We start from the raw sequence: 16,901 nt of genomic DNA on the forward strand, positions 1-16,901 counted from the left end.
AGGGCTTTTTCTACTATGTATTGCAGTGCCTAGTGGCTGAGCGTCTTCTCTTTGTGCTTCGTAATCTGCCGCTTCAGAGCCTCTACCGCAGCGTCGGTAGCGGCTTCAAAGGAGGTGGCATCTTCCTGGCTAAAGAGGGTGCTACCGGGCACCATCAGCTTGATTTCAACAGTTTTATTCGCTACCCCGTCTTTGTTATTAAGGCGCAGGATGACTTCACCATCCGTAACGCGGTCATAAAAATGGTCCAGCTTATTGAGGCGTTGCTGAATAAAATCGAGGAGGGTTTGGTCGGCATCGAAATGAACCGATTGCATTTGCACTTTCATGGGCAAAGGGGGAATGGTGATAGGAAGTAGAACTCATAAGCTACGCTTTCGGCGTTTTGAATCAATGCCAGTCCGTTGAAAAAAATGTTTCAACAAACTAAATACCAATCAAAAACCTGGCAGCCGTAGCTCGTGAGGTAATCAGGCCCGAGGGTGGGCTTGTTCAAATACGGATTTCAGGCGGTCGACGGACAAGTGTGTGTACACTTGGGTGGCCGCCAAGCTAGCGTGGCCCAGCAACTCTTTGATAGCATTCAGGTCGGCGCCCTTGCCCAGCAGGTGGGTAGCAAACGCGTGGCGTAGTGCGTGCGGGTGCTGGTGCGCCGCCGAGGTTGATACCTGGCTTAGGTATTTCTTCACGGTCCGGTACACTAGCTTCTCGTAGAGCGGCTCGCCTTTATCAGTCAGAAACAAGGGCTTGTTGGCTGCTGGCCCAAAATTAACCGTGCGCCGGGTCCGGTATTTTTCCAGCACCAGCAGCAGCGAAGGGTTTAGTGGCACGATGCGCTGCTTATTTCCCTTACCTGTTACGCGCACCGTTTGCGCGCTGATATCCAACTCGTTATCCGTAATACCCAACAGCTCCGAAAGCCGGATGCCCGTGCCATATAGCATCTCCAACACCAGTTGGTCGCGAGCCCCGGCCAAGCTGTCCTCAAACTCAAAGGAATTCAGCAAGCGATTCAAAGACTCTTCAGGCACGAATTCGGGCAGCTTCTTGGCCATTTTGGGCGCCTTGATGCGTAGCATCGGATTAGCCTCAATCTGGTGGCCCCGCAGCAAAAACTTGTAGAAGGAGCGCAGGCAAGCCACTTTACGGTTCACCGTGCGTGGGTCCAGGTCCTGGCTCATCAGGCTCACTACCCACCCCCGAATGAGCGGGTGCGTGGCCTGCGCCGGCTCAACCAGCTCGTACTCTACTCGCAGATACGCAGCAAACTGCGCCAAATCAGTTTGATAGGAGGTAACAGTGTGTGGGCTAAAGCGCTTCTCGTAGCGCAGAAAATCCAGAAATTCGTCCATGTAGCAACACTACCAACAGCTGAGGGGGTAGGGCATGGTGCAAAGTAGCGAAAAACTATTTTCCAACCTGATTTGGCCAACACGAAAAGCCCTTCCGAATGCTATAGAGCAGCCGGAAGGGCTTTTTAATAACTTCGTGCCCTAAGAGGCCGAATGACTATTCGCTTTCTGGGCCGTAAGTAGCCAGTTTATAAACTGCCTTCTGCTTCAGCTTGCGCTTAGTGATGCTAGGCTTTTGGAAGAACGTGCGGCGACGCAATTCTTTCAATACGCCAGTGCGCTCGAACTTCTTTTTGAAGCGCTTAAGCGCACGGTCAACGGTTTCGTTGTCTTTGATTTGAACGATAATCATATCGGGGAGTGAGTAGTCTCTTTCAGGGCAAACGGGCCGCAAAGATACGCAAGACCTTGACAGATTGTCAAGCAGAACTTTACTTATTTTAATAAGGCTCGCGCAATTACCAGTTTTTGAATCTCACTGGTGCCTTCGCCAATGGTGCAGAGCTTAGCATCGCGGTAATATTTTTCGGCGGGGTAGTCTTTGGTGTAGCCGTAGCCGCCAAAAATCTGCACGCCTTCGTTGGCCGTGCGCACAGCTACCTCGGAGGCATAGAGTTTGGCCATTGCCGACTCCAGGTTGACGTTCTGGCCCCGGTCTTTCATTTCGGCAGCGCGATACGTGAGCAGGCTGGCGGCCTCAATCTCGGTCGCCATATCGGCGAGCTTGAAAGCGATACCCTGAAAATTACTGATGGGCTGGTTGAACTGCTGGCGCTCCTTGCTGTACTGCAACGCCGCTTCGTAGGCTCCCTGGGCAATACCCAGGCTCAGGGCCGCAATACTGATGCGGCCGCCATCAAGTACCTTCAGGCTTTGCACAAAGCCGTCGCCGACCTTGCCGATAACGTTTGCTTTAGGCACCCGGCAGTCGGTAAAAATCATTTCCGTAGTTTCCGAGGCCCGCATTCCAAGCTTGTCCTCTTTCCTACCCCCCTCAAAGCCCGGCGTACCGCGCTCTACGATAAAGGCCGTCATACCGTGCGAATCACCGACTTCGCCCGTCCGGGCAATAACTACCGCTACGTCCCCACTTTTGCCGTGGGTGATAAAGTTTTTGGCGCCGTTGAGGATGTAGTGCTCGCCGTCGGCATCAAGCACAGCGGTCGTGCGCATGTTGCCCGCATCGGAGCCGGTGTTGGGCTCAGTGAGGCCCCAGGCTCCCAGCCACTCGCCCGTAGCCAAGCGGGGCAGGTACTGCTGTTTCTGCTCTTCTGAAGCATGCTGAAGAATGTGGCCAGTGCAGAGCGAGTTATGGGCGGCCATACTCAGCCCGATGCTACCATCAATCTTCGATAGCTCAACAATCGCCGTTACGTACTCTTGGTAGCCAAAGCCCGAGCCGCCGTATTGCTGGGGCACGAGCACGCCCATCAGGCCCAGCTCACCCAGTTGACGAAACACGTCACGCGGAAACTCCTGGGTTTCATCCCAGCGCATCATCTGGGGCCTGATATGCTGCATGCCAAAATCGCGCACCATCTGCGCAATCATGGCTTGGTTTTCGGTTGCTACGATAGCTTCCATATCTTAAAATTAAAATGGGTGGGTAGGGAGAGAAGAGTTTGTGCTAGCCTTGTCAGCGAGCATTTGTAGCTGTAAAACTACGATTGCCAGATGGCTCTACCTTGCCATATTGAGTTAGAACAGGCGTGTGGTTTTTGAAAGCCCCAAGTAAATGGGTTACTTTTGGGACATTTTTTACCTTTCAGCGGTGTTTGTTAGCTTCTTCTTTGCCAACGCACTTTTGATGAATTAGCATTCTCTTGTTAACTCTTACTGGGCTTTCGCCTCTGCCGCTACGCCGGTTTCTGCTTTTGCTAATACCAGTACTTTGCATACTTTCGTCGTGTGCTACTAGCAAGTACTATCGTCAACGCACTATGTTTCAGCTCTCCAAAGGAGCTGATGGCGTGATTGATACGGCGAAACTGCGTCGGGCAGTAAATCGCACGGACCGCAACTACCGGATTCGCGCGAATGATATATTAAATGTTCAGGTTTACACCAATAAAGGCGAACGACTTATCGACCCCAATGGCGAGTTGCAATTTGGCTCTCCCAGCGTTGGCAGCACAACAAGTACCCCTACAGCAGGGTCAGGGCAGCGTAACGTAGGGCAAGGCGCCGGCTCTATTCCTGGCAGTACGCAGTTTGTGGTGCAGGCCGATGGCACTGCCCGCCTACCCCTCGTTGACCGGGTGAAAGTCCAAGGCTTAACCCTCATCCAAGCAGACAGTGTTTTGCAGCTTCGTTACAACACGTTTTATAAGGAAACCTTTGTTAAAACAGCAGTAACGAATAACCGCGTTATTATACTTGGTTCTCCTGGAGGACAGGTCATTTCGCTCATTAACGATAATATGAATCTACTAGAAGTATTAGCATTAGCCGGTGGCGCTGATGGCAGCGGAAGTGGAGGCCGTTATGGTGGGCGCATTAATAATATCCGTATTATACGTGGCGATTTAAAGAACCCGCAAGTACAATTTATTGACCTTAGCACTCTGGAAGGAATGCGGCGAGGGAATTTACAGGTTGAGCCTAATGATATTATTTATATTCAACCTATAAGGCGTCCGTTAATTGAAGCAATAACCGACGCTAGCCCTGTACTCAGTCTGTTTACTCTACTATTAACTACAACAGGGTTTATCTACTCTATAACCCGATAGGATAACTTATTCTTTAGTAAGCTATTTAATTTTTCCAATTTAAATAACGCAACTTATGGCATCTACTGAAAATGCGGAATTGGAAGAGCTAATCCGGCGGGCTAGTGCTAGCGGAGAAACTACACCACCTACCGGACCCAGTTTTGCCGAGGAGGAAGCCGAAGACGGAGATAATTTTGACTTAAGTACATTAGTACTAGTTGCTCGACGCAGCTTATTATGGGTCATTGTTCTTCTTGCTCTTGGAATTACTGCTTCTTGGTTATATCTACGGTACACTAAACCCATTTACGAAGCTACTTCTATTCTGAAAATAGATGACCGTAGCGATGCCAGCGCATTAGGGCTAGGAATGGCTATGGGTGGTGGCGACAATAATCAAGCTTCGCAGTTGGCTGGTGAAGTAGAACTGATAAAGTCCGGGCTTACATATAAAAGGTTAAAGCAAACTGTTGCATTAGACATAAATTATTATACTCAAGGAACAGTACTAGAAAATGAGCTATTTGGTAGCTGCCCATATCAAGTAAAGTATACCATAAGCGACCCTGTTTACTATAACCATAAGTTTGATGTCGAATACATTGACACGAAGCATTATCGCCTTAGTATAACAACGGCGAATACAACATTAGGGGGGAATTATGAATTCGGGCAATTAGTTAAACTACCAGGTATAAGCTTACAACTTTTGGAAATACTTGTTCCTACGCAGCTTGATGCCACTTATTACTTTATTATTTTAGACGACAACACGATTAATTCGTATCTAGACAGGAATTTAAAAGCTGAGGTATTAAATCCGAGCGCCAGTACGCTTCAAATTTCCTTTTTAGATAACAACCGCGTCAAGGCACAACGAATAGTTAACGCCTTAGACACAGTATATCGAGACGTAAAACTTGCGCACAAGCAAGAAACAACCGAAAAGTCATTAGATTATTTGGATAAACAACTGCAGGAAAACGGGAAAAATCTGGCTAATGCTGAAGATAATTTAAAGGAATTTGTTCAGCAAAACAGGACATATGACGCAAAAGGTGAACTCGGAATTATAACCGACAAGTTAGAAAAGATTGAGGAAGACAGGTTAAAATTAGAGCAAAAATTAACACTTTTATCTGAAGTAAGCCGGCTTACGTCAGCAGAGTATTTAACTCCAAGCGATGAAGTAACAGTTGACCAGACTATTCCAGGCCTAGCATTACTTGAAGACCCAGCATTATCGCAGCAATTAAACAATCTTAATATACTACAACAAAACCTGCGACGCATAAGGCGTTCATATCAGGACCGACTAGAGGCAGTACAGGGTCCTCTTACACAATTAAAATTTGCGCAGGCTACATTGCAGCATCAACTAGTCCAAGCACAAAAGCAGTTACGGAATCAAATTGCGTTACTTGATACCCAACGAAGCAAGTTAAGCAACGCGTTGCAGTCGATTCCGGGTAAGGAGACAGAGTTAGAGCGCCTCAAGCGTCCGCTTGAGCTCTATGGCAATAGCTATCAAATGCTATTGGGGAAAAAGGTAGAATATAATATCAAAAATGCAGGCACAACTGCTGACTTTCAGATACTTTCGCCAGCATTTGCTCCAGAGGAGCCCATATCACCAAAGAAGCTACTTGTATACGCTATTGGCTTAGCAGGAGGCTTGATTTTAGGATTGGGACTAATTGGAACGCGTTACTTGATGCATAATACCATCACTAACGTTAATGAGTTAGAGCGCAATACAAAAGCTTCTGTATTGGGTGTTATTCCTACTTATGAGAAAGAAAAGTTAAATATATCACGCTTAGTTGTCGATAAAAACCCGAAATCTTCAGTATCTGAAGCTATTCGTTCTATCAGAACTAACCTTGATTTTATTAGTCCTGCTACTAAGAAGCGCCTGATTTCGGTAACATCCACCATATCAGGCGAGGGTAAGACATTCGTCACTGTAAATCTTGGTGGCATTATCGCTTTATCTGGCCAGCGAGTTGTAATTCTGGATTTGGATATGCGAAAGCCAAAAGTGAATTTGGCTTTCGATGCAGAAAATGTTCGTGGCGTAAGTACCATTCTTATTGACCGGCATACTGTTGCGGAGTGTATTCAGCACACCAGTATTGAGTCGCTCGACTTTATATCGGCGGGCCCTACCCCCCCCAATCCATCAGAGTTGATTCTAAACCCACGCTTCGACTTAATGCTTCAAGAGCTATACCGGACCTACGATGTTATCTTGATTGACACGCCACCGGTAGGCTTAGTGACGGATGGTATTCTTATTATGCGCAAAGCCGATGTACCTATCTATATCGTAAGGGCCAACTATTCACGCAAGACCTTCCTCAAAAACATGAATCGGCTAATGCGTAACAATCAATTTACGCGCATGACAACCATTCTAAACGACGCGAAGGCACAGGGCTCTTATGGCTACGGCTATGGCTATGGCTATGGCTACGGGTATGGCTACGGCACTAAAGGCATGGGCTATTATGAAGAAACCGAGCAAAAACCAACACTCGGCGAGCGCATAAAAGGTTTATTCAGTTAGCACTCCATGACAAACATCTGGAGTCGTTTCTTTGGCAGCCAATCGCCTACTACCGAAGTATTACCCTTGCTAGGCGCTTTGGGAGCCGATATGCATTCGCATTTGCTGCCTGGCCTTGATGATGGGGCAGAAACGCTTGAGCACAGCCTGGACTTGCTGCGGGAATTACGCAGCATGGGTTTTCGCAAGCTGATAATGACGCCTCATATCATGGGCGATTTTTATAAGAATACACCCGAGGGAATTCGCGCGGCGCTGGCTACGCTTCAAGCGGCGGCGGCCGAAGCTGGCTTAGCCGATGTGGTGCTGGAGTGTGCGGCCGAATATTACCTGGATGAGTGGCTGGGCCACAAGCTGGCAAATGGTACTGAGCTACTTAGTTTCGGAGGCGACAAGCGCTACCTGCTCATGGAGACTTCTTATCTCAATGAGCCGTTCAACTTGCAGACGAGCATTTTTGAGCTGCAAGCGGCTGGCTACCGCCCCGTACTGGCCCATCCGGAGCGCTACGTGTATCTCTATGGCCGCTTTGCCGAGCTGGAAAAGCTGCGGCACGAATATGGCGTTTTACTTCAGCTCAACCTCAATTCGCTGGCTGGCTACTACTCGCCCGCTGCGCGCAAGGTAGCCGAAAAACTTGTCGATGGCGGCTTGGTAGACTTTGTGGGTACTGATACTCACCATCTTCGCCACACGGCTATGCTAGCCAATAAGACGCAGCACTTGCCTTACTTCCGCAAGCTCTTAGCTTTGCCCTTGCTCAATACTACTTTGTAAAGCCAATGGCTAACCGGGCACGAATGTGTGCGGTAGCGTAGGGTAATTTTGGCACTATGATTTTTGTGACGGGTGGTACTGGTCTTATTGGCTCCTTCGTGCTGCGGGAGTTGCGCGGGCGTGGGTTGGCCGTACGGGCTTTGTATCGTGGCTCATTGCCTGACACTGGCCCGGCCGGAGTGGAATGGGTACAAGGTGACTTAGCCGATACCTATTTGCTCGCTGCTGCCATTACGGCTGAGGTGACGCACGTTGTGCATTGTGCGGGCCTGGTTTCGTACGCTCCGCAGGATGAGGATGCGCTGCTGCAAGTAAACGTAGAAGGTACCGCCGCTGTGGTGGATGCCTGCTTACGCCATCCGGCTATTCGCTTGGGCTACGTGTCGTCAGTAGCTGCCCTAGGGCAAACGGCTACGGCTGGCGGCAACGATATGCAGGCGGCTCCTACCCCCCGCCTACTCGATGAAGCCGCTACGTGGGACTTGGGAGCAAGTCACTCGGCCTATGCTACCAGCAAGTACCTGGCTGAGTTGGAGGTATGGCGCGGGGTAGCCGAAGGGCTGTCGGCCGTTATTGTCAACCCTTCCATTGTACTGGGGGCTGGCAACTGGCACCGCAGCAGCACGCAATTGCTGCGCTACGCCTACGACGAACACAGATTTTACACGCCCAATCAAATCAATTTTGTGGATGTGCGCGATGTAGTGGCCCACCTGCTGCGCCTCACGCTCGACCTGCCCGACCTGCCCCCGGCCCGCTACATCCTCAACGCGGGCATGCAGCCTCTCGGAGAAGTACTGGCTATGCTGGCGCAGGCATTTGGCCGGCGGCCGCCCAGCGTGGCTGTGCCATCGTGGGCAGCCGAGATAATCTGGCGGCTAGAGCATGCCCGGTCGCTACTCACCGGGGCGCGGCCGCTCATCACCCGCGATACGGCCCGCGTGGGCCGGCAACCCGTAGTGTACGACGCCAGCAAGGCGCTGCGCACTACGGGACTGGGTTTTCGCCCATTGGCCGAAACCGTAGCCTGGTTGGCTACTACCCTCGAAACGAACCGGACGGCTCGGCCGCCGGTTGTAACTTAGCGAAGCTTGACTAGCTTTTTTCATTCTAGTGAACAAGGCCGACCGCTTCCCAAGCTGGCTTTTCAGACACCTTGACTTTAGTTGCTCGGGTTGGCATTCTATTAGCAGGGGTAGGGAGAGCTACCTGTTATAATTCGTGATTATTATGCGCATGAACGAACCATTTGACGACCCACGAGCAGCCCAAGATACCGTGCGGCGCTACGAACGCATGCTGGCGGACGATGCCGCTGCGTTTTTTGACCTAGAAGAGTTTGAAGTAATTATTGACCACTATGTGACTTCGGCCGCCTTCGACAAGGCACAACAAGCCTGTGACGCGGCCCTTAGCCAATACCCTTTTTCGACCGAGCTACTGATTGACCGCGCCCAGATTGCCGCGATGCGGGGCGACTATGCTGAGGCCGAGCGCCAGATTGCCAACGTAGCCACCCGCGACCCTGACAATGCCGACGTGGCCGTAACCCGCGGTATCATCTCCACGCAGCGCGGGGATTTTGAGGAAGCGGTGCGCTTTTTTCAGTCGGCGCTGGAGCGCAATCCCGACCGCGAGGACATTCATTTCAACCTCGGGCTGGCTTACCAGAGCTGGCATAAGTTCAAGAGCGCGGCGCGGCACTACAAGCATAGCCTGCGCTTGCAGCCCGACAACGAGACTACCGTCCAAGAGCTGTTGAACTGCCTGGAAACAACTGACCGGCTCCTGGAGCACGAAGAATTTTTTCAGCGCTTCACCGACGATGACCCCTACTCGGCTACGGCTTGGTACAACTTGGGCCAGTATTACTACCGGCTCGAAAAGTATGAGCAGGCGGCGTCGGCGTTTGACTACGCCATTGTTATCGAAGCTGATTTTCACGATGCTCACCACTGGCTGGCCGACACATTTGTGTGCCAGCAGGAATATCAGAAGGCCATTGGGGAGTTTGAGCTGAGCTACCCAACTGGTGAGCCGACGGACGAGGCGCTGTGCAACATCGGCGAGTGCTACGAAAAGCTGCGCGACTGGGAGCATGCGCGTCAGTTTTACCGCAAAGCGCTGGAAATAAACCCCGAGATGGACGAGGCTTGGTTTGGGCAAGGCGTGTTGCTGCAAGAGCAGGACCGAGCATTTGAAGCCCTGCACTTCTTCCGCAAAGCCGTGCAGCTATACGGCGATAGCGGGGAGTACTGGGCTGCGCTTGGGGCCGCTGAGAACCAGGTAGGCAATATTGTCAGTGCCCTCGAAGCCTATGAAAAGGCGACAGAGGTAGCCCCGGAAGACGCTACCGGCTGGGTAAGCTGGAGTGCCATCCTCTACGAGCAGGGTCACTACGATGAAGCTATCGACCTGCTGCGCCACGCGGTGGAGCTGCACCCGCACGAGGCCCATTTCCACTACATGCTGTGCGCCTACTTGCTGGCCGATGGTCGCCTGCGTGAGGCCTACCAGGAATTGGAAACAGCTTTGACGCTCAATTACGACCAGCACTCGTTGCTTTTTGATTACTTTCCCGAGCTGCAGAAGCAGCCCGCGCTACAACGGCTGATTGACCAGTTCCGCAAGTAAGGAGTTGGCCAAACGCCGCGACTGCTTTCTGAATTAATTTTGTGCCCGCTCTCCTTACCGGAGGCGGGCACTTTTGTTAGGCATTTACCTTTTTTGGTTGGGAGTATTACCCGCCTTTTTTTGTATGAACTACTCGCTTTCCCAGCTCCCCGAGCGCACTCAAAAGCCACGCGAACAAGGCTTTACCATGATGATGGACAAAGGACTCAGCATGCGGGAAGTGGAAGATTTTCTGGAAGTAGCGTCCCCCTACACCGACATTGTTAAGCTGGGCTGGGCCACCTCTTACATAGTACCTAACCTGAAGCGGAAGCTGGAAATATACCGTGCGGCGGGTGTGCCAGTATACCTGGGTGGCACCTTATTCGAAGCCTTTATCATCCGCAACCAGTTTGATGACTATCGCCGCTTACTCGACAGCTTCGGCCTAGAATACGCCGAGGTATCGGACGGCAGCATCGACCTGCCCCACGACCGTAAGTGCGAATTTATCCGCGAGTTGAGTAAATCAGTCAAGGTTTTGAGTGAGGTAGGCTCTAAGGATGCGGAAAAAATTATTCCGCCCTATAAGTGGATTTCGCAGATGCAGACCGAGTTGGAGGCCGGCGCCATCAAGGTAATCGGTGAAGCCCGCGAAGGTGGCAATGTGGGGCTTTTCCGTAGCACGGGCGAGGTACGCTCGGGCCTGGTGGAAGAGATTCTGACCAAGATTCCGTCGGAGCGCATCATTTGGGAAGCCCCTCAGAAGGCCCAGCAGGTTTGGTTTATCAAGCTCCTCGGCGCCAATGTGAACCTGGGCAATATTGCTCCCAACGAAATCGTGAGCCTCGAAACCATCCGACTGGGGCTGCGTGGCGATACGTTCTCGCATTTCCTCGATATGGATGCCGTGGACCCTATGTTTCACCCGGCGGCCAAGTCGGGCAAGCCGGGCACGTCCATGCCCCGCGGCTAGCGCCCTACCCCCCGCTAAAACACCGAAGCCGGCTCTGGATATCCAGGGCCGGCTTCGGTGTTTTAGCGGGGGGTAGGAACGTGGTTATTGCTTCTGAACCCGCAGGGTTTTGGCGCTACCATTGGGCAGCGTAATCCGGGCCATATACAGCCCGCTACGCAGGTCGCTCAGGTTATCGAGCGTCAGGCTGGCGTTCTGCACTGTGAGGTTTTGCTCACGCACTATGCGCCCCGTCATATCCAGTAGCTGTACGTGAGCGCTGCCATTGGCACCAATAGTAGTTGCATCAAGATTAAAGGCAACCTTATCGGCAAACGGATTGGGGTAGGCAGCCAAAGCACTTGTAGCAGTTGCACCATCAAAATTCACTGCGCGCACTGGGGAGAAAGATTCTTCACCCGTAATATCTAGCTGGCGCAGGCGGTAATAGCGAGTACCGGTTTTGCCCGCTTCGGCGTCGGTGTAAGTGTACTGGAGTTTTTGCGCACTGTTTGGATTTTGGCTGGCTAAAAAAGCCAGTTTGCGGAAAGATGTACCATCCGTGGATACCTGCACTTCAAAACCAGCGCTATTCTGCTCAGTAGCGGTGGCCCAAGCCAGTAGCGCATTTTGGTTGCTACGCGTAGCCGTGAAAGCAATCAGGCTAACGGGTAGAGGGTTAGTTTTATCACCGAGGGTTAACGTAATTGTTGGGAGGGTAGGTATAGCTTTACGAGTTACTGTTTGAGCGATTTCATCCACTGTGCCACCTAGAGAATTGTATGGAACACCATTCGTTATGGTACTAAACATCGCTAGGTTTTCCGGCTGGATGCCGCTCAATTCGCCGGGATTAGCAGCAGAGTATAAATAATGAAATATTACATCAAACGTAGAGCTACTGCTCACATTCGAGCCGCTGTCATCGTAACCGTTAATTATATACTGACGCTTAACGGCAACGGATGTTCCTGGTCCTTGTAGCGCATCACCTAGAACGCGCTGAATTCTGACTGAACCGGGACTTGTACTAGAGGTAATATCAATACCGATATTACCAAAGGTCTGCTTATTTCCCTGGCTTGCTTGCCGGTTAACATTCGTAATACCCTTTATGTATGATACAGGAGTTTCTGCTTCACCCGCAACAACGCTGATATTAGCAGCTGTCCCTAAATCAACAAAAGAGTTTTTACTAAAATCTAGGCCATAAGACGTTATGACACCACCCATAATATTATAAGCCGCTGACTGAATAATAACTCCATTCGTTGGGTTATCGGGGCGGAATGCTATTATATTAAGGGGATTTACAGCGTTAATAACTGATTTAATACCCGTACCAGCTATTATAATATCAGAGACATTTACCTGGCCCGTAATTAATTGGTTGTTACCAGCAAAAATAAGAGTAGAGTTCTTAGTGTTGTCAGTGACGCCACGAGCATCGGTAGTATTACCTGTAAGTCCACCCCCATTTTGAGTTAAGTTTCCATAAACCTTCAAAGTAGCAGTACGAATATTAAGTAGGCCAGCAGTACTACCACTTCCATTAAGTGATAAGTCTAAAACCTCATATGGGTAATTGATATCATCTAGAATTGGGTATACTTGGGTGCCAGTCTTCTCGGGGATAATCACATTAGCTTTTGAATTCGGCACTCCGTTACTCCAGTTGGCGGCTAGTGTCCAATCTGTACTACCATTAGTGGGGCCAGTTGTAGTGCTTTGCCATACAGTAGTACCTCCAGGAGGAGTAACAGGAGGAGCTGTAACATAAAAAGCTAAGCTATATACGTTGCTTGGGTCCTTTAAAGAACTGCCATCCGCCCGGTCAAGCTGAAAGTACAAATCAACCGTGTAATTTCCTCCATTTGTTAACCCCGCTAACAAATTAATGTTGGTAGCTCCAGAATCATAGATAACATACCCATTATTATTTGGGTCTGCGCTAAAGTTAGGCAGGCTCAATTGGGAGTAATTGTTTGGTGTTGGTGGAAAATTAGTCTGGTATACTCGGTAAAAAAGCTTTGTAGACACAACAGGTGAGTTAATACTGCCTGGCATGAAGTCAATCGAGCTATTGGTTAACACTAAACTACTATTACCATCCAAATCATAAGTACCCAAACTAGGATTAGGTACGGCGGGAGTAGAAGATGTATTGCCTAATCTAGTATATGTACTATTATTATAAGGCGTGACATAATTTAAACCAGCATAGGTGACCGATTGGCTAGTACTGCTAGTTGGCTTCTGAGTAAGCGTTATAGCGTCACCTCCAGGAGATTGTGCTGCCGCTTGCTGAGTAAAATCTGCCCCGAAAAGCAATAAGATTACCAATAGATTTTGCCAAGAGAGCCAGGTTGGCCTTGCCTGTCGTGAGAAAGTAGGAGTTTGCATGAGGGAGAGAAAAGAAGTTTAAGAAGAAGTGCGTGAAGTTGTCAGCCCTGACATTTTGCGCCTTGTACGAACGCAATAAAGTTCAGTTAGGTATTTGAAAGATTTTCTTCAGTTAGAAAACTTATTTTTATACTTAAAAAAGTGCAATGCTCATTTTGCGGCGGGTTTTGACTAAAACCATGCCTGAAAAAGAGTTAGCTTCGTTTTTTATGTGAATAAGTTTAATTATTGAATATATAAAGTAAATTTTTTATAACAAGCATTCCGCAAATGCTCAGCATCTTAGAAAAATTATTTCATACATAAAAAAAGCCACATGGGTAGTTTTTGGTAATAATCTAGTGGGCGTAGGAAGCCTCTTCCGCTTTACATCTGACTCTTCCCTTTCTTTGTGGGCTCATCCACTTAGATTATGGAGTTACTCAAACACTTTATCGACTTAGTTCTGCACCTGGATAAGACCCTCGTGAACGTCGTGCATGATTACGGCAACCTCACGTATCTCATCCTCTTCCTAATCATCTTCACGGAAACGGGCGTAATTGTGCTACCTTTTCTACCGGGTGACTCCTTGCTTTTTGTGGCCGGGACACTAGCGGCGCTGCCTAACCCGGAGAATGGCCACCCATTGCTCAACATCCTCTACCTCATTCCACTACTCATAGCCGCCGCTTTTATTGGGGATAATCTCAACTACGCTATTGGCGATTATTTAGGACCCAGAGTTTTTCGGGAAGACTTTCGATTTTTGAAGCGTAAGTATCTAGAGCAAACCCAGGCGTTTTATGCAAAGCATGGGGGCAAGACTATTATCATGGCGCGGTTCGTGCCGATTGTGCGCACTTTTGCGCCCTTTGTAGCGGGGGTAGGAACCATGACTTACCGGTATTTTGCCTCTTACAGCATTGCCGGCGCCGCCCTGTGGGTGGTGTCACTTACACTGGCAGGTTACCTGTTCGGGAATATTCCGCTTGTGAAGAACAACTTCACACTGGTTATTTATGCTATCATCCTGCTATCCGTCTTGCCGCCGTTGTGGCAGTTTGTTCGGGGCAAGATGCAAGGCAACCCAGCTTAACCGCCATTGACAGCGGATTTTACCATTTTCCCACCTTGCTGCTGTCCTTTCCATGCGCATTTTTGGACTGATTGGCCGGTCACTTATCCACTCTTTTTCACAAGCTTACTTCAGCCAGAAATTCTCTCAGCTTCAGCTTGCAGACTATTCTTACAAGCTATTTGAATTGGCTGATGCCAGTGAGTTTCCGCAACTGCTGGCCCGCTACCCCAACTTAGCGGGGCTGAACGTGACTATTCCTTATAAGGAGCAGCTGTGGCCCTACCTGGCCGAGCTGGCGCCGTCGGCTAAGCTAGTAGGAGCCGTGAACGTGATTGAAGTGCGCGCTGATGGCAGCCTGGTGGGCCACAACACTGATTACGTAGGGTTTCGAGAGGCGCTGCGTCCTTTTTATCCGCACCGGGGCGGGGCAGCGCGGGCGCTGGTACTAGGAACCGGTGGCGCGGCCAAAGCGGTAGGCGTGGCGCTACAGGAGTTGGATATTGCCTATCAGGTAGTATCGCGGCAGCCGGCAGCGGGCCAACTTTCCTATGAGGAATTGACCCCCCCGCTACTGGCCGACAACTCTCTTATTATCAATACTAGTCCTTTGGGAACCTACCCTAAGGTAGACGAATGCCCGCCCCTACCCTACGCGGCGCTCACGGACCGGCACTACTTATTTGACCTTGTGTATAACCCGAGCGAGACGCTGTTTTTGCAGCGTGGCCGCGCGGCCGGGGCGCAGATTAAGAACGGGTCTGAAATGCTGGAGTTGCAAGCCGAGGCGGCCTGGGCCATCTGGAATCAGCTATAAGCCGCATTGACTGCAAAGCGGGGGATAGGGACGAGCTAATGCCGTTCCTACCCCCCGCTTTGCAGTCAATGTGCGACTAGCTGCTTATTGCTTGGCGGCTAGCTTGCTGGCTATCTCAGCGGTGTGGCGGCCTTGGAAACGGGCACCTTCCAACTCGTTGGGGCTGGGCTGGCGCTCGCCCTTGCCACCGGCCACGGTGCTGGCGCCGTAGGGCGTGCCGCCGGTTACTTCCTCGTGGCCCATCTGGCCCTGCCAGGCGTAGGGTAGGCCTACGATGACGAAACCGTGGTGAAGCAGCTCGGTGTGAAAAGCGCGAATGGTTTCTTCCTGGCCGCCGTGCTGGGTGGCGGTGCTCACGAAAGCGCCGCCGACTTTGCCCACTAGGGCGCCTTTGGCCCAGAGGCCGCCCGTGCTGTCCATAAAGGCCTGCATCTGGCCGCAGAGGTTGCCGTAGCGGGTGGGCGTGCCGAAGATGATGGCATCGTACTCGACTAGCTCCGTGGGAGTAGCGACGGGCAGATGCGCGAAAGCCTGCTGCGCGCCGGTAGCGCCAATCTGGTCCAGAATCTCCTTGGGCAGCGTTTCGGGCACGCGCTTGATGACGACTTCATTGCCGGCTACTTCGCGGGCACCTTCGGCGATAGCTTCTGCCAACTTCCAGACGTGGCCGTAGGTTGAGTAAAAGAGGATGAGGGTTTTCATGGGAAATGAGAAAATGAGGGGTGAAACGGGTGACTATCAGTACGGATTGGACCAAAGAGGCGGCCTATTAATGTAGGCACATTAAATGTATACGTATTGTTTCACGAAGTAGAGAAAAATCTTTGTAATTAATTAATTTTCATAATATTACCGCATAAGCGCAAAAACTTTTATCCTCTTTTGCAACGCATGCTAGCCATTCGGCTTCTTAGGGGTGTGCAAAGCGCAACCAGGTAGCAACATATCTTTCGTAGGCAGTAAGCAGCGCGTATGTTGAACGTCTTTTATTCCGGCGCTGGCCGGCCCCGTTTATGAGTGCTGCTGCCTGGCCCGCGTCGGCCGCCGGGGCACCTAACTCTGCCAGCAACCACCTTACCGTGAGCCGCTCAGGTCCCCCTACCCCGCCGAGCGAGGCCGAACTGATAGATGGCTGCCTACTGGGCCGGCAACTGGCCCAGAAGCAGCTATACGAGCGGTACTCGGCCCGCATGATGGCCGTGTGCCTGCGCTACGCCCAAACGACTTTTGAGGCCGAAGACATCTTGCAGGAAGGCTTCCTAACGGTGTTTCGGACGCTGGGCAGCTTCCGGCGCGAGTGCCCGCTGGAGTTCTGGATTCGGCGCATTATGATAAACGCGGCCTTGCGCCAGCACCGCCGCAACGCGCCGCTGGTGGCGGTGAGCGACGGCGATTATCCGGAAACGCTGGCCAGCGAAGAATTTACGTTTAGCAACTATGCCTACGGCGAGCTACTGAACGTAGTGCAGGAACTGGCCCCGCGCTACCGGCTGGTTTTTAACTTATACGCTATCGAAGGCTACACGCACAAAGAGATTGGCGAGATGCTGGAGATTTCGGAAGGCACCAGCAAATCGCAGTATTCCCGCGCTCGTGTGGTGCTCCAAAACAAGCTTGCCCGCCTTCAACCTCCTACTACTTAAT

The 16,901-nt window shown here is 50.9% G+C and carries 15 protein-coding genes; 9 read left to right on the forward strand and 6 right to left on the reverse strand.

What is annotated here, in order from left to right; all coding sequences use genetic code 11:
• Positions 1 to 29: 29 nt before the first annotated feature.
• The 4 genes from raiA to E4631_RS12460 form a co-directional block, all read right to left on the reverse strand.
• Positions 30 to 329, reverse strand: coding sequence for a ribosome-associated translation inhibitor RaiA (raiA, locus tag E4631_RS12445; RefSeq protein ID WP_133656868.1), 300 nt, complete (start codon positions 327 to 329; stop codon positions 30 to 32).
• 141 nt (positions 330 to 470) lie between these two features.
• Positions 471 to 1,352, reverse strand: a complete 882-nt coding sequence (locus E4631_RS12450) for a tyrosine-type recombinase/integrase (protein WP_133656867.1) — start codon at positions 1,350 to 1,352, stop codon at positions 471 to 473.
• Positions 1,353 to 1,509: 157 nt separating this feature from the next.
• Positions 1,510 to 1,704 (reverse strand): 30S ribosomal protein S21, encoded by a 195-nt coding sequence (rpsU, locus tag E4631_RS12455; protein WP_133656866.1) that lies wholly within the window; start codon positions 1,702 to 1,704, stop codon positions 1,510 to 1,512.
• An 83-nt stretch (positions 1,705 to 1,787) separates the two neighbouring features.
• Positions 1,788 to 2,936 (reverse strand): acyl-CoA dehydrogenase family protein, encoded by a 1,149-nt coding sequence (locus tag E4631_RS12460; protein WP_133656865.1) that lies wholly within the window; start codon positions 2,934 to 2,936, stop codon positions 1,788 to 1,790.
• Positions 2,937 to 3,292: 356 nt separating this feature from the next.
• Between E4631_RS12460 and E4631_RS12465 the strand changes: the two genes are divergently transcribed.
• The 6 genes from E4631_RS12465 to E4631_RS12490 all read left to right on the forward strand — a co-directional run bounded on the left by E4631_RS12465 (position 3,293) and on the right by E4631_RS12490 (position 11,001).
• Positions 3,293 to 4,084, forward strand: a complete 792-nt coding sequence (locus E4631_RS12465) for a polysaccharide biosynthesis/export family protein (protein ID WP_133656864.1) — start codon at positions 3,293 to 3,295, stop codon at positions 4,082 to 4,084.
• A 55-nt stretch (positions 4,085 to 4,139) separates the two neighbouring features.
• A complete protein-coding gene (locus E4631_RS12470; RefSeq protein WP_133656863.1) occupies positions 4,140 to 6,635 on the forward strand; it encodes a polysaccharide biosynthesis tyrosine autokinase in 2,496 nt (831 codons plus the stop codon).
• 90 nt (positions 6,636 to 6,725) lie between these two features.
• Complete coding sequence (locus E4631_RS12475; RefSeq protein ID WP_166648025.1) at positions 6,726 to 7,412, forward strand: tyrosine-protein phosphatase; 687 nt, start codon at positions 6,726 to 6,728, stop codon at positions 7,410 to 7,412.
• A gap of 56 nt (positions 7,413 to 7,468) precedes the next feature.
• Complete coding sequence (locus tag E4631_RS12480; RefSeq protein ID WP_133656861.1) at positions 7,469 to 8,497, forward strand: NAD-dependent epimerase/dehydratase family protein; 1,029 nt, start codon at positions 7,469 to 7,471, stop codon at positions 8,495 to 8,497.
• Positions 8,498 to 8,648: 151 nt separating this feature from the next.
• Positions 8,649 to 10,046, forward strand: a complete 1,398-nt coding sequence (locus tag E4631_RS12485; protein WP_133656860.1) for a tetratricopeptide repeat protein — start codon at positions 8,649 to 8,651, stop codon at positions 10,044 to 10,046.
• Between the two features lie 124 nt (positions 10,047 to 10,170).
• The gene (locus E4631_RS12490) at positions 10,171 to 11,001 is read left to right on the forward strand and encodes a phosphosulfolactate synthase (RefSeq protein WP_133656859.1); all 831 of its coding nucleotides are present in this window, start codon (positions 10,171 to 10,173) and stop codon (positions 10,999 to 11,001) included.
• A gap of 84 nt (positions 11,002 to 11,085) precedes the next feature.
• Here E4631_RS12490 and E4631_RS12495 read toward each other — a convergent pair whose 3' ends face one another.
• On the reverse strand, positions 11,086 to 13,383 hold the full coding sequence (locus tag E4631_RS12495) for a T9SS type A sorting domain-containing protein (protein WP_133656858.1): 2,298 nt from the start codon (positions 13,381 to 13,383) through the stop codon (positions 11,086 to 11,088).
• A 412-nt stretch (positions 13,384 to 13,795) separates the two neighbouring features.
• On the opposite strand from E4631_RS12495, the gene E4631_RS12500 reads away from it, so the two are divergent.
• Positions 13,796 to 14,461: a DedA family protein gene (locus E4631_RS12500; protein WP_133656857.1), complete on the forward strand. Its 666-nt coding sequence runs from the start codon at positions 13,796 to 13,798 to the stop codon at positions 14,459 to 14,461.
• A 52-nt stretch (positions 14,462 to 14,513) separates the two neighbouring features.
• Complete coding sequence (locus E4631_RS12505; protein ID WP_133656856.1) at positions 14,514 to 15,257, forward strand: shikimate dehydrogenase; 744 nt, start codon at positions 14,514 to 14,516, stop codon at positions 15,255 to 15,257.
• Between the two features lie 84 nt (positions 15,258 to 15,341).
• On the opposite strand, the gene wrbA is transcribed toward E4631_RS12505, so the two are convergent.
• Positions 15,342 to 15,959, reverse strand: coding sequence for an NAD(P)H:quinone oxidoreductase (gene wrbA / locus E4631_RS12510; RefSeq protein WP_133656855.1), 618 nt, complete (start codon positions 15,957 to 15,959; stop codon positions 15,342 to 15,344).
• 311 nt (positions 15,960 to 16,270) lie between these two features.
• Here wrbA and E4631_RS12515 point away from each other — a divergent pair, with 311 nt between their 5' ends.
• Positions 16,271 to 16,900: an RNA polymerase sigma factor gene (locus tag E4631_RS12515; protein ID WP_133656854.1), complete on the forward strand. Its 630-nt coding sequence runs from the start codon at positions 16,271 to 16,273 to the stop codon at positions 16,898 to 16,900.
• Position 16,901 lies beyond the last annotated feature (1 nt).

The organism is Hymenobacter sp. UV11 (genome assembly GCF_004684095.1).
GTDB lineage: Bacteria > Bacteroidota > Bacteroidia > Cytophagales > Hymenobacteraceae > Hymenobacter.